Genomic DNA, 18,024 nt, shown 5'->3' with positions numbered 1-18,024 from the left:
CTCCTACCTAACTTCTTTGCTTCAGCTGAATTTTGAGGCGGGAGTCTTACTGCCCGGCAAATAGCGGGATAAATATGAACCTATGTCCATACTAAGCAACGATACGTACGAACTTTCACCTAGTAAAACGGGAACATATTATATAGTAGTGACCGGTTACGGTATCGAGGGGAAAATAAAAGCAAACTGGAAAACACAATAAAAAAGGCAGTGCTCAAAAGCACTGCCTTCCTAAATTTTGACATAGAATGGATTTCATATTAACTTGCGTTTTGTAACAGTACTCGTTTTAACTGTTTGCGGAAACGAATGCCTAACGTAATTGCTACGATCACGATAACTCCAAAGATAATTTTACCGATATGACCTTCTAGCACCCCAAAAATATCCTGTAAGTTTCCACCTAACCAATAACCACCGATTAAGAAGAATGATACCCAAAACAGAGCACCTGAATAAATTGTAATCGCAAAGCGGCGAAACGGTAAGTTAATGATACCTGCAAAGTATCCTGTAAAATGACGTACACCAGGAATGAAGAAACCAATAAAGATAAGGAAATATCCATACTTATCGAACCACATTCTCGTTAAATCAATTTTTCTTTGTGTTAAAAATACGTATTTCCCGTATTTTTGAACAAAAGGCATACCAAGCTTATTTCCTAAAAAGTATTGGATTGTCATTCCTACACCTGTCCCAATAAAGGATAGGATAATTAAAATAGGTAAACTTAGATCACCCTTCTGTGCTAAAAATCCCGCATATGCTAATGTTGGCTCTCCCGGAAACGGAAGTGCAATATATTCTAACAGCAAACCTACAAGTACTACATAATACCCGTATTGCTGAAATAATTCATGAACCCATTCCATGTCATCTCCCCTTTCATCCACGTACAACTTGTTACTATTATTGTATAAAAAAATTGTCGAAATAACTATCACAATAGCTTACATTTTTATTACATTTTTGTAAGGCTCATGCTAAAGTTTTCTGTTCTTTATTTAATTATATAAATTATCGTTTTAAAACGGGATGACACCTACCTATTACAATAGCTAGAGTCATTAATATACAAATTTTATCCAGTTTTCAGCACTCGAAAATCGCCTCATTTTGTTCTCTATAAAAAACCATAACAAACTCATACTAACTTCATATTAGCTTCATATATGTATTGTAAGATTATATCGGAATTTGTTGAAAACTTTTACTACTATATTACCTAAACATTAAATTGAATAAATATAAATCGCTTTCTGAAAATGAAAAAAGGGAGAATAAGAATGGAAGCTTATAAAATGCACGATTTTATTAATACCAATATTGAATCTCATCCAAATGAAACGATTTTTAATTTACACATATGTGAAACAAATGAATTTGACGTAAGTTTAACAAAATCCACAACGCTATCTTTTGTCGTTTCTAAAAAGAATATTAAAATTGTCACGAAAAAATGGACTAATTCTAATCAAGAAAGCATGATTGGAAAAAGTTATATCATTCCAACGAAAGCGTTTCATTATTTCTTACCAATCATTTCTGAAACAGAAGATGAAATGAACATTCAAGTACAGAGCTTCGGACTACACGGTGAGCTTTTACTAAATGAAAGATTGCTCATTGATAAAAACAACAAACATAATACAAAAATCACTACTTTTTTTGAATCACTAAATGAAAACGTACATCAAGCATTACGAGGATTACAAATTCATTGCATGTAATGCTACTAAAATAGTAAAAGGAGAATATAATGAAAAAATTACTAGTAACTATAATGTTATCGTTAGGTTTTTTAACTGTTCCATATATGTCTGCGGAAGCAGCTTCAACTAACGAACAACTTATCGTTGACACGAAATTAAATAAAATGGATTTCTATCAAAATGGAAAGTTTATAAAAAGCTTCACTGTCGCTACTGGCAAAACAGCAACACCTACACCTAAAGGTACTTTTCAAGTGGTAAATAAAATTAAAAACCGTCCTTATTATACAGGACATATTAAAGGCGGCGATCCACGTAATCCACTTGGTGACCGTTGGCTCGGATTAAATATGGCAGGAACATACGGAACAACGTATGCGATTCATGGGACTAACAACAATCAAGCGATTGGCAAAGCTACAACACTTGGCTGCATTCGCATGTATAACAATGATATACATTGGTTATTTGAACGTATTCAAGAACGTGCCACTGTCACTGTAAAATAACCTATGAACAAGATTTACATGTAGCCAAGAATTTTATATCTTGGCTTATTTTATTTATTCATTTACAGTAGCTAAACAACTCTACTTGCATATATAATGAGAGTAGACTGCACTAAGTAGCATAAAAACATTAATAAACATAGATATTAAAATTATACAGTTAGAATGTTTTATAAATTTTACATTGCATACTATAATAGAACTACTATAATACTGAAATATTCAGTTCCAATAAACAACTCCCCTTGCTACTTTTATGATTATTTTATAGCGGGGGCTTATTATATGTATATACAACCTGAGTCACCCGAAAAATGATGAATTCGAATATTGCAGTAAAAAGCGTTATTTAGGAGGTGTTACTATGACGCATATACTGGTGATTGAAGACAACCCAGATATACAAGAACTTATTCGTGAATTTTTAAATGCTCAAAATTTTACCGTTGATGTGGTTGGTGCTGGAACGGAGGGAATTCTTCTTTTCCAAAAAAATTCATACGACCTTGTCCTCCTTGATGTAATGTTACCGGATATAGATGGTTATAGTATTTGTAAAATTATGCGAGGACAGTCTGATGTACCAATCATTATGTTAACAGGCTTACATAATGAAGAGAGTGAAATTAAAGGGTTTGAGTTGGGCATTGATGACTATATTACGAAACCGTTCCATTACACAGTATTTATTAAACGCGTAGAAGCTGTATTAAGAAGGACAACAACGAAGGAAGCCGAAACTGCAACTATACTACAATTCCATGAATTGATGTTAAATTCTACAGCATATGCGGCTTATGTTCATGGTAATCAAATTGAACTAACAACTAAAGAATTTGAGATTATATATACGTTGTTACAAAATCGAGGAAAAGTATTATCAAGAAGTGATTTGTTAAATAAGGTATGGGGCTATGAACATTATGGTGATGTAAGAGTTATAGATACACATATTAAAAATTTAAGGAAAAAATTAGGGATTACTTATATTAAAACGGTGAAAGGCATTGGCTACAAAATCGAAGCATAGTAAGGATAACATCACCAAAAATATTTTCATCAAAACCCTATTGTTTTGTGTTCTTTTATCAATTTGTCTTTATCAAATCATTTATTTTCTAGCTTTAAACTATGATAAAGGGCGTTATGCGAAAAACCCTGAAACTCAAACTGCGGAACATGCGGATTCAGTTACGAAAAACGAACAAAATAAAAGAGAACAGAATAAAGCTGTTTCAGAGGGTAGCATTTCAAATTTCCAGTCATCTATTATAGATTTCAAAACACTCTCTACGGCTATTAATCATCTTTTACAACCTAGCCAAACTACAAAAGCAAAAGAAAATGTAGCAAATCTTTCGGAGGAAAGTAACAAAACTGAATCACATACTAAAGCGGAACAAACAGCCGCTAACACTGATTCCTTACATACACAAAATGCAACAAAGAAAACAAACGAAACACATGATAATCCTAGTTTAGCAGAGATAATGCAACAATTAGCTCCAAGTATTGGTGCAACAATGCTTGCATTATCTCTGTTCGGTTCTTTAGTTTATGCCAAACTAATTGCCAAACCTTTTCAATATATGAGTGATACTTTAAAAGATATTATAAATCTGGACTTTTCAGATCAACAATCACCTAACAAAAATACAGATCAAACAGATTTTAATTTGCAAGTAGCCGCTTCACAAGTCCCAACCATTGTGAAGAATCTACATGAAACAAATACAGATTTACGAAATGAGCTCAAGAAAGAACAACAATTAGAACAATCTCGCAAAGAATTTATGTCTATGGTATCCCATGAATTAAAAACACCTATCGCAGCCGTTATGGGGCAACTAGATGGCATGATTCACGGAATCGGTGCTTACAAAGATAGAGATAAATACTTAAAACGTTCCTACGAGATGATGCAGGATATTAACGTATTAACGGAAAGGATGTCAGAATTATCCAAAATACAAAACCCTCAATTCAAACCGAATTTAGAAGTTATTTCACTATCTAACATCATTGAGGACGTTATGAAGAAAGTAGATTATTTTATATCTGTAAAGCAATTAAATGTTCAATCTAATATTAAACAAGACGTACAAATTTTAGCTGATCCTAAATTTATTCAAACTGCTATTTTTAATATTATTTCAAATGCAATTCACTATACAATCGATCATCAGCATGTATATATAAAGCTTTATGAAAAACCGAACGGTTACGCATTAGAGGTATTAAATACAGGTTCACAAATTGATGAGGACAAACTCGCTCATTTATTCGAGCCTTTCTATCGCGCTAATCCTGGAAATAACGGTTTAGTACAAGGTAGCGGTCTTGGATTATATATTGTAAAACAAATACTAGATAAACATCAGTTTCCTTATGGAATACAAAACACACCTCAAGGTGTAAAATGCTCAATTGTCTTTCCAAAAGCAATGTAAACTACTACTATAATTTCATACCCCAAACTCATACTTCGTATGAGTGGCGGAATTTTGTAGAGTCTCTGACTCTGTTTCGTTCGCCCGTTGTCCTTATTAGGATAACGGGCGTTTTTTATTTATCCCGCTATTTGAGGGCAGTAAAACTCCCACCTCAAAATTCGGCTGGAGCAAAGAAGTTAGGTGGGAGTCGGGCTAATAATCAGTGGGGGATGAACAAAACCCCCACTGATTAAAGTTTCACTTTATATAAGGAGGTTTTCACATGGAGAAATTTAAGTATTCATTACTAGTTTTATTCGGCGCTTGTAGCTACGGCGTACTTTCAACTATTTTTAAACTCGGATTCATCGAAGGATTTTCATCACACCAACTACTAGGAGGGCAATATGTCTTCGGATGGATTGGACTCCTTTTACTCGTTCTGTTCTTTTCACGTCATAAAGTATCAAAAAAACAATTCTTTTCGTTACTAACAGTCGGCACAACAATGAGTATGACAGGTATTTTCTATGCTATTTCCGTAGAAGAATTGCCAGCCTCTATCGCTGTCGTTTTACTCTTTCAGTTCACTTGGATTGGTGTAGTCATCGAAGCGATTGCGAATCGAACATTCCCAAGCCGTGAGAAAGTTATATCTATTATTATTTTATTTACTGGTACATTGTTTGCTGGTGGAGTATTTGAAGGTCTTGGACAAAACTTTTCTACGAAAGGTATTATTTTCGGACTATTAGCTGCCGTCTCTTTCTCATTCTATGTATTTGTAAGCGGGCGCGTTGCTACAGATGTTCCGCCTTATACGAAAAGCTTTCTTATGACAACGAGTGCTACTCTTATTGTATGCTTATTTTTCCCGCCTACCTTTTTAACAGATGGTACCTTACAAGCAGGCCTATGGAAATATGCTTTCTTCCTTGGACTGTTCGGGGTTATTATACCTGTCATTTGTTTTTCAATTGGGGTACCAAAAGTAGGAACAGGACTTGGTACAATATTAGGTGCAGCTGAATTACCAACAGCCATTATCGCTTCTATTACACTTGTTCATGAAGTTGTATCGCCAATGCAGTGGATTGGGATTTTGGTTATATTACTCGGTATTTTCACACCACAACTACTTACTGCTAGGAAAGAAAAAAAACATAATCGTGTGCATAGTGCGTGAAAACATCAACTTGTATATAAATGTGAATAAAGTTACGATATGTTAAACTTTATTTCTACCTTCAAAATAACATATGATATTTCGGCTATTATTCTCGTAATTCTTGCTGTGCTTTTCTTTTTAAAAGATAAGAAAGAGGGTTATACAGCATAACAAAAGACCTTTCATTTATTTGAAAGGTCTTTTGTTATATTTCACTTTACCGCCCCATATAACTTCTCTACCTCATGTTCAATTTGTTTTACATCGATTCGCTCAAATAATGGCTGCACATTATCAATTCGGTTTGGCAACGTATTTTGAGGTTCCCAATTTACTTTAACACTCGATAATGTATTTCTAACTCTTTCACTTGAAAACGGTAAAAATGGTTCAAGCAGTTGTGCAAAGTTTGCTATCAGGTAAACACAATTATAAATTGTTTCCTCACATGGAACTGGGTCCTCTTCTCTTTGTTTCCAAGGCTGCTTTTCATCAAAGTATTTATTTGCAAAGCGTACTGCATCAAATATTGTTTCTAGTGCCACCTTAAATTTAGTTTGTTCAATCGCCTCTCCTACACTTTTATATAATCCTTCTACCTTATCTCTCAGCTCTATATTAATATTTGCTTTTGGCACAATGCCATCATAATACTTTTCAATGAACTTCAACGTCCGGTTCACAAAGTTCCCGTATGCGCCTAATAGTTCACTATTATGACTGTAAATGAATTCACGCCATGAAAAATCAGTATCACGATTTTCTGGTGCATTTACTGTTAAAAAGTAACGAATAGAATCTGGATTATAGCGTTCCAATATATCAGGTACCCATACTGCCCAGTTTTTACTTGTCGATAACTTTCTTTTTTCTACTGTTAAATACTCATTCGAAACGATATGACGCGGAATCGCTTCTTCTCCTATTCCAAGTAATACCGCTGGCCAAATGATTGAATGAAACGGAATATTATCCTTACCATGTACATAATATGTTTTCGCATCTCTATCCCAAAACTCTTGATCAGCTTTCTCTGTTTCTTCAGCCCAGTGTTTACTCGCTGAATAATATCCTGTCACCGCTTCAATCCATACGTAAATTTTCTTATCTTCATATCCTTTCACCGGAATTGGTACCCCAATTGGTAAATCACGTGATACTGCCCTATCTTGTAATCCTTCCTTTAAATATCTCTTTGTTAATTGAATTGCATTGTCGCGCCATGTTCCTTTCTGCTTTGCAATTTCTACAGCCTCTTTAATTTGTTGTTGAAATTTATGCAATGCAAAATAGAAATGCTCTGTTTCCTGTACTGATGGCGTACTACCGCATAACTTACATTTCTTTTCTAACAAATCGAGTGGATCTAAAATAGCGGAACAAGCATCACATTGATCACCCCTCGCCCCTTCATGACAATGTGGACAAATACCTTCTACATATCGATCCGGTAAAAATTGCGTACACGTTTCGCAATAAGCTTGTTCAACGACTTTTTTATAAATATAACCTTCTTCTAATAGTCGCAAAAAGACTTTTTGAACAGTTTCATGATGATGCTCACTATCTGTACGTGTATAGTAATCATACGTAAAACCAAGATTATGAAAACATCGCTCGAATTCTTCATGATATTGATCAGCTATTTTCTTTACTGTAACCCCTTCTTGTTTTGCTCTAATTGCAATCGGTGTTCCATTACAATCACTTCCTGAAACATACAACACATTCTCACCTTTAGCCCGATAATAACGCGCTAAAATATCTCCTGGTAACAAACTAGCAATATGCCCAAGATGTAACGAACCATTTGCATACGGCCAAGCGCCTCCAATAAAAATACTCATCTTATATTCCTCCTTTAAAATATAAAAAGCCCCGCCCTTATCTTAAAAAAGATAAGGGCGGGGCTGTATAAACAGTCGCGGTACCACCTTATTTCGTCAGTTATTCACATAACTAACCTTAACAAGTACGGAGCTATATGCTCTTATACTGTGGTTTTGATAACGAGTACCAATTCTCGTCGCCGCCTACTATTATCATTTGATAAGTTCAGGACGAAGCTCAAAGGCCATTGTTCAAATGAATATTCTTGCTTCTTCTCAGCTACCGAAGCTCTCTGGAAAGAATGATTCCATTCTACTTTTCCTTTTCAACGCTTTTATGTATAACACATATTTTACGACTTAATAACAGAAAAATCAAACTTTAATTCAAAAAAGCAGGAAACCCCACTCATTCACCGAATAACTATATGTTCACAAAAGGAGTGATAACATTGAATCAAAAGCAACTAAGTGCGATTAATGAAAAAAGCTGGAACGCAGCTGCTTATGAAGCTTGGACAAATCGCCACGGGGCGCCAGAGGATTATGCGAAAAAGCTCATGGAAGATCCAATACGCGAGGTAGATCATTATTTACCCTACATACAATCTCCAAAAGGAAAGCGTATTATTAATTTACTCGGATCAAAAGGAAACAAGGCGGTTGCTCTTGCTCTTTTAGGAGCCGATGTAACAGTTGTAGACATTTCAGCAAGTAATGCTAAATATGCAACCGAACTAGCCGAAGCTGCTGACGTCTCTATTCAATATATCGTTTCCGATGTACTAGATTTAAACCTATCCCAATCATTTGATATCGTATTACTGGAACTTGGCGTGCTCCATTACTTTTTAGACTTAAAGCCACTCTTTCATATAATCTCTCACTTACTAAAACAAGATGGGACATTTATACTGCGTGACTATCATCCCGTTTATACAAAATTATTAGGAGTAGATCATCCATCATTTCGAGCAAATGGAAATTATTTCGATGAGGAACTTATTGAAGATGACGTAGCTTATAGTACTCTCCTTACGGAATCACAGAAATACGCTTTACCGAGAACAAAAATTAGGCGCTGGACACTAGGAGAAGTTATTACAGCAATGGCAGAAACAAATTTCAAGGTTGAAAAATTGATTGAAGAACACGGATCTCATCAAAGGTGGGTCTTCCCTTCTACTTCACCCGAAGGAATTGAAGAACGTATACCCGGTCTATATACATTAATTGCGACCACATGCAAAAAAGGATCCCTTCACGGATAGGATCCTTTTTTTGCATGCTTACGCATATAAGTTGAGGTTGGAGATTACCATAATTCTGTAGAATAGGACACAAGATATTTCAACATTCGTCTCTGACTTACGTCGTCAAAAAGGGGTATGACCAACATAACGAAGAGTAATGCTTCAGTTGATAGTGATAATCGTTATCAACTAATTAGAAGTATACAGGATGTCATTTCGAATTACAATAGTATTTGTGGTTTTTATTTAAGAATTTTTGATATATAAATATATCCATTTTAATAATATTCACTTCTACTCATCCATCTATCCCCATTATCTTCCATAATTTTCATTGACCAGATTAATACCTTCATAATAAAGAGGGATTACTTTTCAGCCCGCTTTTTTCACGTTAAAATATATCTTTCTCTCTCTTCCTCTGTCTGCTATAATGCCTAAAGGAAAGAAGAAAGCTTTGTTCCTTTAGGAGTAAGGCTTTCTTTTAATTCATTATATCAATTAATTCTAATACTAAGATTTAAAAAAGGAGGCTTTTTTATCATATGAATTTTATGAGCATTAGAAAAAAACTTATGTTCATGATGGGAACGATTTGCGCTTTATTTGGCATCGCATTAGCTTTTATTTTATTCTTTGCTGTTGACCAATCTCATAAAGCTGAAGCACTACAAAAAGATATTTCCCCTCTTGCAACAGAATTAAAAGAACGTGGAGACGCGTATCAAGTACAACTTTCAGCTTTAAGAGGTTATTTACTGCAACACGATCAAGTCGAATTAGACAAGTTTCATGAAATGAGTAAGCTTCTTGAAGATAATAAAGCAAAACTTCTTTCTAACCCTAACGCATCCCAATCTGTAAAAGATACTATGGAACTAGGCTCTACTTGGAGAATATTTATTGAAGAAAAAGTTTTCTCTCTTGCAAAAGAACAAAAATGGGAAGAAGCATTACAAGTTGCTTCTAAAGAAAATGGTACGGTTTATAAAGTTATTGGTGACTTCACAAACTATAGCAACGAACAAGCTAAGTTACGTGAACAATCCATTGAAAAAATTAATCAATCTTCACTGCTAATTGAATATATTGTTTTCTTATCACTTGTTATATGTATTATTGTTGCACTCATTCTTGCATGGTGGTTCTCTGGCAAGCTTGTTAAACCAATTGAACAAATTGATACGAAATTAAAAGAATTAGCTTCTCAAGAAGGTGATTTAACAGCACGTCTACAAGTAAATAGCAATGATGAAATCGGTGCTATTGCCACATCATTTAATAACATGTTAGAAAACTTGCAGCATATCATTAATCGTGTTCAAAAAACTTCTGTGGAAGTACAAAATGCTTCCGAAAACATGCTAGAAAAGACCAATACATCGCGTGATGCAACAATAAAAGTTCAAAGCTCGATGTCCAATTTAAATGCCAGCATCCAATCACAAACTTCTAGTATGGAAGAAAGCTCGACTGCAATGGATGATATGGCAATGAGTGTTCAGCGCATTGCAGAATCTGCTTCTTCTGTAGCCGAACTAGCTGTAGCCACGTCAGAACATGCTAACGACGGAAGTACTGTTATTCAAAAATCCATTTCACAAATGACGACGATTCACGAAGCAGTAAATGCTACATCAGAAGTAGTCGAACGTCTAATCACTCATACGAAATATATTGATGCAGCTGTACAATCTATTTCCAATATCGCTGAACAAACAAATCTACTTGCTTTAAATGCTTCTATTGAAGCGGCTCGTGCCGGTGAACAAGGAAAAGGATTTGCTGTCGTAGCTGATGAAGTTCGTAAACTTGCTGAACAATCAAAAACAGCGGCAACAGATATTAACCAGTTGCTACATCAAATTCAAAATGATACAAAAACTGCTAGCTCTATGATGTCTCAAGGTCGCTCTGAAGCATTTGAAGGTATTAACGTCATTCGTGAGGCAGGCTCTTCTTTCACAACAATCGTCGGTCAAGTGAATACAGTGTCTACTCAAATCCAAGACATATCAGCAACTGCTGAAGAAATGGCCGCAAGTGCTGAAGAAATGAATGCTTCACTTAATAACATCGCTTCAATTTCTAATGAAGTTTCAAGTGAGACTGTCGCAACAGCACAATTCGCTGCACAGAAAGTCGTTGTTATGAATGAAATGACCCTAACTGCAAAACAAATGAAACAAACAGTTGAAGAATTAGATCAGCTTGTATCTCATTTTAAAACTGAATAGCTTTCCAAAAAAATATTCCTCCTTTCAAGGGAGGAATATTTTTTTGAGCTCATTTCCTGCACTTTATACGCATATCCATTATAATGATAATCGATATCATTAATATTTAGGGGGTGCTACACATGCCACAACAAGCATTTGAAGAAAAGTTATATGCGAACTTAGAAGCTGTTATTGACCCTGAATTAGGTGTTGATATTATCAATCTCGGATTAGTTTATGACGTTACAGCAGATGACAATAATAATGCTGTCATTACAATGACAATGACTTCTATCGGTTGTCCAATGGCTGGCCAAATCGTATCAGACGTTAAAAAAATATTATCAACGAACGTACCCGAAGTAAATGAAATAGAAGTAAAAGTTGTATGGAATCCGCCATGGACAAAAGAACGTATGTCACGTATGGCGAAAATCGCACTAGGTATTCGTGACTAAATAAGGAAAAGACCTGACAATCCAGTCAGGTCTTTTTCTCTTATTATTTTACTCCTACAGCATCATAAGCTTTCGTTACAGCTTGTACAGCTTTAGAGTTTTTACCGTATAGATCCTCTGCTGATTGAAGTGCAGCTTGACGCATCATTTTGAAATCAGAGTTTGCAGTTAAATATTTTGTAAGAGCACGATAGTAAATTTTTTCTGTCGCTTCACGGCCCACTCCAGTTACTTTCACACTGTAATGCGTACCGCCCTCAGACACTAAATATGCTGCCTTATTGTTAATACTACTGTTAATATGAACGCCGCCATTATCAGCTGTACCAGTATAGCGTTTATTGTAATGATCTGGGTAACCTTCACCAGGTTTTAATGGATTCGGAATAGATGCTGGATCTTTCAGAGATCGAAGTGCATCACCAGGTTTACCAGGTGTATAAATATCTGCACCTAAATCCCAGCTCTTCTTCTCAACCATGACACCCATAATGTCAGATAACGATTCATTTAACGCTCCTGACTCATCTTTATAAACAAGATTTGCTGTATGTTCAGTTACAGCATGCGTTAATTCGTGGCCAATAACATCTAGCCCTGCTGATAATGGAATAAATGTCTTACCATCTCCATCACCATACATCATTTGCACACCGTTCCACGCTGCGTTATTCCAAGATTCACCTACGTGAACAGTAGAAATAAGTCTCGCACCTTTATCATCGAAAGAGTTACGGTTAAATGTCTTTTTATAGTAATCATATACTTTTCCTGCATTCACATGCGCATCAACTGCCGCTTTATCTTCGAAGAACTTAGATTTACTTACAACTTCTTCTCCTGTATATCCAAGAATTTGTGAGAAGAAATTAAACCAGTTTTCATCCATATTCTCTGCATCAAATGTATGGACACCTTGACCTCGTGTACCATCAAATAAGTTGAACGCTCCTGTTTTCGTATCTTGAGCAATTTCAAATGATTGTCTAGCCCCTAATACTCCGTAACCAAATCCAGTAACGTGATCTACAGCATTATATTTCTCAATAACATTTCCATTTGTTGCATCAACAAAATAATGCCAATATCCTGGAGCTGGTTTCGAAACCGACGCTTTTACAAGATATGCAAGATAGTATTGACCATCCTTTTCATACACATATAAATCTTTTTTCACACCATCATAATTCTTTACTTTACCAATTTCTTTCTCAATATTAGCTTTTGCAATCGTTTCTGCTTGTTCCGCACTAATACTTGCAGATACAGGAATATTTTTATTATCTAAATTTGGAATAACTTGTCCGAAAAATGCTTTTACATTATTCTCTTTATCAAGCGTAACCGTTTGATCTGAACCATACACAGGAATGTTATTATGCTTCTCAACTAACTTCACATGTGTTGTACCAGACTCAGCATCTTTTTCTTCACCAACGATATTGAAATGTTTATCAATATTTCCTGCTAGTTTAAACATATCCTTCTTGCTCTCTAAATATTGAAATACTGTCTCTTTTTTATCTAGACCTTCTGGCGCTTTCCATTCTTCACCTATGTAAGCTGGTGTTTTGAACTCTTGGTGATACTGGATTTTTTGCTCTTCTGCTTTCGTCGTAGTTGCTCCAAATGCCCCAAACCCACTTGCGATAACAGTTAACGCTAATGCTGATGAAATTACTTGCTTTTTCAATCTAACACTCCCCATTCCCCTAAGAATTTTTGACACACTTATTACAATTCTAAATACTTATTCGTATACCTGTTTTTAAACATTGAGAAAGTTTTTTCTGATAATTCAACTCACCAAAAAGAGGACATCGTTTTTCGATGTCCTCTTTCCTATAACTTTTCATTCCGCTATTTATATACTGAACAACCCACTGATTAAAACTTCACTTTATTGCATTTTCATTTCAATTGCTAAATAGTGAGATTTTTCTTTCGCTTGAATGCGAATATCTGCTTCTACAGCCTCCGCTGCATCACGCATTACGAGTGTTTCACCGTTTACAACGCTACTACCTTCAATTTGTACAAGGTATAATTGGCGTCCTTCTTGAACAGGGAAATGAATCTCTTTACCAGCCTCTAATGATAAAGAATATAAATTTGCATCTTGGTGAATATGAATTGGTGCATCTCCATCAGAAGGAGATACCATATGGAACCACTCATTTTCACGTTTGCTCCAATCAAATTTAAACTCACCATAGTTCGGTTTATGACCATCGCGGTCTGGTAAAATCCAAATTTGCAATAGACGTAATGTTTCATTTCCTAAGTTATGCTCACTGTGAAATACACCAGTACCTGCACTCATATATTGAACATGCCCACGCTCAATTGTCCCGCGGTTCCCCATACTATCTTCATGTGTTAATTCACCATCTATAACGTAAGAGATAATCTCCATATCACGATGCGGATGCATATCAAAACCTGTTTGTGCCGCTATTAAATCATCATTCATAACACGTACTGCTCCAAAATTCATGTTGTTTGGATTATAATAATTTGCAAAAGAAAAATGAAAATGTGTATTTAACCAACCGTGATTTGCTCTTCCCATATTTTTATGATCAACTTTTCTAAACATACCCTTCACCTCATANNCCTCATATTATCTCGAAATCGAGATATTTATTTTTAATTTTATTACTGCAACTTCTTCAGTAATTCTAATAATTGTTTTTGTTCTTCTCTATTTAACTTATCAAATTGCTCTGCTTGAAATGTTTCTTGCGGCGGGACTATTTCTTCATATAGAACCTTTCCCTTTTCTGTTAATGAAATATATTTCGTCGTACCTTCTTGTTCACGCTGAATCCAATCTATTTGCTCCATCTTATTTAAAAGCTGAGTAACATTTCCTTTCGTAACAAACAACTTATTTCCAAGTTCTTGCTGCGTTAAACGATCGTGTCCTCCAATTTGAACTAATACATCAAACTGAGCGGCAGATACATTCCACTTTTTCAAATGCTGATTTGTCTCACGAATACTTCTATTATAAAAGCGTGATAAACGAAACCATAATAGTAATCCAAGTCTTTCCTCTGCTTTCATTCCATCACCTCGCTCATTTGATACTATTAGTTTAGAACTAAACTTAATAAAGGTCAACTACTTATTTTAAATTAGCAACAAATAAAAGCACAGTGATTTTTCTCCACTATGCTTCAGATTAAATTTCTATTTTTGTATTCATCTAGCTTCCTCTCCGCGAAATACCTCGCATCTTTCTCGATCCATCTTTCTTCGTATAGTTCATGTCCAACATATAGTACATCGTCCTTATGCTGCATCGCATGCCTGAATTCATGCAATAGCGTTTTGAGCACTTGCTCATACTCTTCCCACATACAAACGAAAATTAATTGTTTTTCTTTATGATAAAAACCACCTACCGGGAATAAAAACTCCTCTTCTTCTTCTCCTAATGATAAAAGTACATTATTCGCATCACACGTATCACAAAAAATAACTGGCGTTGCACTTACTTCAATAAGAGAAAACAAATCATTTCTTAACTTTTTGACATCCCAAGGAAGCTCCGAATCCAACACATACCAATTCTCAACTTGTTGATATACATTTTGAAACTGGAGTTCCATTTCTCAATAATCCCCTTCCCAAACTCCCTTTTCCTATATGTATGCCACAATATGGTAAATATTAAACATACTCTTTCACACTTTAAAAAATGACAATAAAAAAGAATCTATGTCAGCATAGATTCTTTTTCCGTAATCACTTTTTTTTCATCATTTTTTTTAATATAAAATAACCAATTGCACAAACAATAGCAGCAAGCGCAAAATATTTCACATATGGCCCAGCTACTTTATTAATACTTTCCCACTCTGATCCTAATTTAAAGCCTAAATAGACAAATACAATTGACCATGGAATAACAGCTAATGTAGTTAGCGTAATAAACTTAGCATGTGACATTTTCGCAATACCTGCTGGTATCGAAATAGCATGACGCACAACGGGAATAAAACGTGCGGTAAAGATAACACCAGTTCCATAACGATTAAACCACGCTTCCGCATAATCAATATGTTTCTTCTGAATCAAAATATATTTTCCATATCGCTCAAGAACAGGTCTTCCTCCGTATCGACCGATCCAATAAATAAATAGCTGTGCGATTACACCGCCAATCGTACCGAACGCAACAGCACCCCAAAATGTAATGCTTCCTGTTGATACTAAATAGCCTGCATAAGACAATACGATTTCACTTGGAATAACCTCTAACATCAATCCAAGCATAATTCCCCAATAACCAAGTCCTTCTAGAAAAACTAAAACTGAATGAATCAACTCTCCTAACATCATTTACCTCTCTTTACTGTTTTCATTGCAAAAAATAAAAGTACAAGCGGTAAATATCTTGTACTTTTATTTTTTAAAATTTAGTTTGCCTTCGTATCCCACTTAAAGATTTTATTTAAAAATTTATATACATTCTTTGACTCTTTCGTAAGAAGTGGCCCTAAAATGGACAGTATAAGCACGTATAGTGCTGAGAATGGCTTCAATACTGACATTAAACCACCGGCGATACCGATATTGGCCATAATGATGGAGAATTCTCCCCTTGAAACAATTGTTAATCCAATATTTGTTGAAGCTTTATGAGATAATCCAGCTTGTCGTCCTGCAATCATCCCTGCTACAAAGTTTCCGATGATTGTAAGAAGGACAGCACCTAACGTTAACCATATTGCTCCGCCCAATGAGAACGGATCTATACTTAATCCGAAACTGAAGAAGAAGATAGCTCCGAAAAAGTCTCTAAATGGAACAACAAGATGTTCAATTCGATCACTATGCTCTGTCTCTGAGAAAACTAACCCTAAAAGAAGTGCCCCGATTGCTTCTGCAACGTGAATTGTTTCTGAAAAACCAGCAATAAAGAATAGCGAAGCAAATACTACAATAATAAAGATTTCATCTGAACTAATATTGAGCAATCTATTTAATAACGGCGTAGCCTTTCTAGCTACTACGAAGAATAGAAGCATATATCCTAAAGCAATTCCAATTGAAGTGAGGGCACCTAAGAACGAAGCGTGATCCCCAAGGACTAAGCCAGAAACTACTGATAAATATACAGCAAGGAATATATCTTCAAACATAATAATTCCTAAAATTAATTCGGTCTCATTATTACCAGTTCTTCTCAAATCAACTAACACTTTTGCAACGATAGCACTAGAAGAAATCGTAATAATACCCGCAATAATTAAGATTTCGAGTAACGGGAATCCCATTATAAATCCGTATAATAATCCTAGTGAAAAGTTAATTAAAATATAAATCGTTCCGCCAATAGCAATCGAACGTCCAGATTTAATTAGTTTTTTCATCGAAAATTCTAATCCTAGATAGAAAAGAAGGAACAGAACGCCAATCCTTCCAAGGAAGGATATCACACTTGCACTTTCAATAAATTTGAGATCGATAACACCTATTGTCGGCGCGTGCGGTCCTACTAACATGCCAAGAACAATTAGAAAAGGAATTACTGAGAATTTAAACTTCCCAGCAATTACCGCCGCAATTGCTACTAAAACTAAAGCTGTACCAACTTCAAAAATTAAAGTATCCATCTAGTCAGTCCCCCTATTCGAAAGTAATTCATTGATAATCTTTTTAATTTCTTCTCTCTCACCTGAGACTACAAGCATATCTCCTTCTTCAATTACCGTTTCTGGTCCTGGATTAAATAGCTTTTTCATGTTCTTTTTCATAACTGCAATTATCGTTACGCTATATGTTTTTCTTATTTCAAGATCACCAATTGTTTTTCCAATTGCTGGAGCTGCATTCTCCACTTTGAACCACTCAATCGCTAAACCTTCAAAGACCATCTCAACATTTTCTAATGCCCGAGGTTTATATACCATCCCGCCTAATATTGCTGCAATTTGTCTTGCCTCTGAGTCACGCAATGAAATACTTGAGATGCTTTCTTCATGGTCTGTATCAAAATGATACATTTCTCTACGCCCATCATCATGAATGACAATCACCATTTTTTCGTTACCTTTCGTAACGATTTGAAATTTATAACCAATACCTGGAAGTTCACTTTCTCTTATATTCATACTAGTTCCTCCTCAACAATAAATAATTTTTTATTTGAATTTTCTGTTTTTCTGTCTTTTCTTCAACCAACTAATTTTAGAAATTCTAACCAGTCAGGATATCTGTGATTTGGAAATCTTTTATTGTAATAATAAGTGGCTCCTAAAAAGATACTTAAAGATGTAATGATGAAAAATAAATTACTTCTCATTTTCAAACTCTTAAGACTTACTTTCAATAAAGATTCTTCTTTCAAATTATCCCCTCTTTTTCGTTTTAAATTTAGTTTTTTAAAATGTAAATAATTCTAAAAATATTACGATGTAACATAATCAT

General features: G+C 35.0%; 17 protein-coding genes and 1 other annotated feature. Of the genes, 8 read left to right on the top strand and 9 right to left on the bottom strand.

From position 1 onward, the window contains the following. Positions 1-260: 260 nt before the first annotated feature. Positions 261-875: a DedA family protein gene (locus V7038_RS22655; RefSeq protein WP_002112716.1), complete on the bottom strand. Its 615-nt coding sequence runs from the start codon at positions 873-875 to the stop codon at positions 261-263. Positions 876-1,289: 414 nt separating this feature from the next. Here V7038_RS22655 and V7038_RS22650 point away from each other — a divergent pair, with 414 nt between their 5' ends. The 5 genes from V7038_RS22650 (at position 1,290) to V7038_RS22630 (ending at position 5,842) form a co-directional block, all read left to right on the top strand. Continuing rightward, entirely contained in the window at positions 1,290-1,733 is a 444-nt protein-coding gene (locus tag V7038_RS22650) for a DUF3978 family protein (RefSeq protein WP_002112717.1), read from the top strand. A gap of 29 nt (positions 1,734-1,762) precedes the next feature. Then, a complete protein-coding gene (locus V7038_RS22645; protein WP_002112718.1) occupies positions 1,763-2,224 on the top strand; it encodes a L,D-transpeptidase in 462 nt (153 codons plus the stop codon). Between the two features lie 364 nt (positions 2,225-2,588). Beyond that, the gene (locus V7038_RS22640) at positions 2,589-3,254 is read left to right on the top strand and encodes a response regulator transcription factor (RefSeq protein WP_002112720.1); all 666 of its coding nucleotides are present in this window, start codon (positions 2,589-2,591) and stop codon (positions 3,252-3,254) included. Continuing rightward, a complete protein-coding gene (locus tag V7038_RS22635; protein ID WP_002112722.1) occupies positions 3,232-4,674 on the top strand; it encodes a sensor histidine kinase in 1,443 nt (480 codons plus the stop codon). The genes V7038_RS22640 and V7038_RS22635 overlap by 23 nt, the downstream gene beginning before the upstream one ends. Before the next feature lie 265 nt (positions 4,675-4,939). Continuing rightward, entirely contained in the window at positions 4,940-5,842 is a 903-nt protein-coding gene (locus V7038_RS22630) for an EamA family transporter (protein WP_002112724.1), read from the top strand. Positions 5,843-6,036: 194 nt separating this feature from the next. Here V7038_RS22630 and metG read toward each other — a convergent pair whose 3' ends face one another. Beyond that, on the bottom strand, positions 6,037-7,671 hold the full coding sequence (metG, locus tag V7038_RS22625) for a methionine--tRNA ligase (RefSeq protein ID WP_070146979.1): 1,635 nt from the start codon (positions 7,669-7,671) through the stop codon (positions 6,037-6,039). Between the two features lie 50 nt (positions 7,672-7,721). After that, positions 7,722-7,992 (bottom strand) — a binding site (T-box leader). A gap of 113 nt (positions 7,993-8,105) precedes the next feature. On the opposite strand from metG, the gene V7038_RS22620 reads away from it, so the two are divergent. From V7038_RS22620 to V7038_RS22610, 3 genes are all read left to right on the top strand, one after another. Beyond that, complete coding sequence (locus V7038_RS22620) at positions 8,106-8,924, top strand: class I SAM-dependent methyltransferase (RefSeq protein ID WP_070170644.1); 819 nt, start codon at positions 8,106-8,108, stop codon at positions 8,922-8,924. Positions 8,925-9,451: 527 nt separating this feature from the next. Continuing rightward, a complete protein-coding gene (locus V7038_RS22615; protein WP_070170645.1) occupies positions 9,452-11,143 on the top strand; it encodes a methyl-accepting chemotaxis protein in 1,692 nt (563 codons plus the stop codon). 122 nt (positions 11,144-11,265) lie between these two features. Continuing rightward, complete coding sequence (locus V7038_RS22610; RefSeq protein ID WP_335695659.1) at positions 11,266-11,583, top strand: metal-sulfur cluster assembly factor; 318 nt, start codon at positions 11,266-11,268, stop codon at positions 11,581-11,583. 43 nt (positions 11,584-11,626) lie between these two features. Here V7038_RS22610 and V7038_RS22605 read toward each other — a convergent pair whose 3' ends face one another. The 7 genes from V7038_RS22605 to V7038_RS22575 all read right to left on the bottom strand — a co-directional run bounded on the left by V7038_RS22605 (position 11,627) and on the right by V7038_RS22575 (position 17,708). Beyond that, on the bottom strand, positions 11,627-13,276 hold the full coding sequence (locus V7038_RS22605) for a M4 family metallopeptidase (protein WP_335695658.1): 1,650 nt from the start codon (positions 13,274-13,276) through the stop codon (positions 11,627-11,629). A gap of 207 nt (positions 13,277-13,483) precedes the next feature. Further along, the gene (locus tag V7038_RS22600; protein ID WP_070170646.1) at positions 13,484-14,182 is read right to left on the bottom strand and encodes a pirin family protein; all 699 of its coding nucleotides are present in this window, start codon (positions 14,180-14,182) and stop codon (positions 13,484-13,486) included. Positions 14,183-14,241: 59 nt separating this feature from the next. After that, entirely contained in the window at positions 14,242-14,652 is a 411-nt protein-coding gene (locus V7038_RS22595) for a MarR family winged helix-turn-helix transcriptional regulator (RefSeq protein ID WP_002112732.1), read from the bottom strand. A 113-nt stretch (positions 14,653-14,765) separates the two neighbouring features. Continuing rightward, positions 14,766-15,200, bottom strand: coding sequence for a DUF3920 family protein (locus V7038_RS22590; protein WP_002112737.1), 435 nt, complete (start codon positions 15,198-15,200; stop codon positions 14,766-14,768). Between the two features lie 136 nt (positions 15,201-15,336). Then, a complete protein-coding gene (locus V7038_RS22585) occupies positions 15,337-15,930 on the bottom strand; it encodes a DedA family protein (RefSeq protein WP_002112738.1) in 594 nt (197 codons plus the stop codon). Positions 15,931-16,010: 80 nt separating this feature from the next. Continuing rightward, positions 16,011-17,210, bottom strand: coding sequence for a cation:proton antiporter (locus V7038_RS22580; RefSeq protein WP_002112739.1), 1,200 nt, complete (start codon positions 17,208-17,210; stop codon positions 16,011-16,013). Next, on the bottom strand, positions 17,211-17,708 hold the full coding sequence (locus V7038_RS22575; protein WP_002159951.1) for a cation:proton antiporter regulatory subunit: 498 nt from the start codon (positions 17,706-17,708) through the stop codon (positions 17,211-17,213). Between the last annotated feature and the right edge of the window lie 316 nt (positions 17,709-18,024).

The organism is Bacillus sp. JJ783 (genome assembly GCF_036963225.1).
Classification (GTDB): Bacteria; Bacillota; Bacilli; order Bacillales; family Bacillaceae_G; genus Bacillus_A; species Bacillus_A cereus_U.
Note: the sequence above shows the minus strand (reverse complement) of the source record. Positions and strands in the feature narration are given on the sequence as shown.

Excerpts from the sequence above, each read along its gene's own strand:
- V7038_RS22615 (WP_070170645.1), top strand. The coding sequence starts at position 9,452 with ATGAATTTTATGAGCATTAGAAAAAAACTTATGTTCATGATGGGAACG.
- V7038_RS22585 (WP_002112738.1), bottom strand. The coding sequence starts at position 15,930 with ATGTTAGGAGAGTTGATTCATTCAGTTTTAGTTTTTCTAGAAGGACTT.
- V7038_RS22600 (WP_070170646.1), bottom strand. The coding sequence starts at position 14,182 with ATGTTTAGAAAAGTTGATCATAAAAATATGGGAAGAGCAAATCACGGT.
- V7038_RS22630 (WP_002112724.1), top strand. The coding sequence starts at position 4,940 with ATGGAGAAATTTAAGTATTCATTACTAGTTTTATTCGGCGCTTGTAGC.
- V7038_RS22575 (WP_002159951.1), bottom strand. The coding sequence starts at position 17,708 with ATGAATATAAGAGAAAGTGAACTTCCAGGTATTGGTTATAAATTTCAA.
- V7038_RS22595 (WP_002112732.1), bottom strand. The coding sequence starts at position 14,652 with ATGAAAGCAGAGGAAAGACTTGGATTACTATTATGGTTTCGTTTATCA.
- metG (WP_070146979.1), bottom strand. The coding sequence starts at position 7,671 with ATGAGTATTTTTATTGGAGGCGCTTGGCCGTATGCAAATGGTTCGTTA.
- V7038_RS22590 (WP_002112737.1), bottom strand. The coding sequence starts at position 15,200 with ATGGAACTCCAGTTTCAAAATGTATATCAACAAGTTGAGAATTGGTAT.
- V7038_RS22655 (WP_002112716.1), bottom strand. The coding sequence starts at position 875 with ATGGAATGGGTTCATGAATTATTTCAGCAATACGGGTATTATGTAGTA.
- V7038_RS22640 (WP_002112720.1), top strand. The coding sequence starts at position 2,589 with ATGACGCATATACTGGTGATTGAAGACAACCCAGATATACAAGAACTT.
- V7038_RS22645 (WP_002112718.1), top strand. The coding sequence starts at position 1,763 with ATGAAAAAATTACTAGTAACTATAATGTTATCGTTAGGTTTTTTAACT.
- V7038_RS22580 (WP_002112739.1), bottom strand. The coding sequence starts at position 17,210 with ATGGATACTTTAATTTTTGAAGTTGGTACAGCTTTAGTTTTAGTAGCA.
- V7038_RS22650 (WP_002112717.1), top strand. The coding sequence starts at position 1,290 with ATGGAAGCTTATAAAATGCACGATTTTATTAATACCAATATTGAATCT.
- V7038_RS22610 (WP_335695659.1), top strand. The coding sequence starts at position 11,266 with ATGCCACAACAAGCATTTGAAGAAAAGTTATATGCGAACTTAGAAGCT.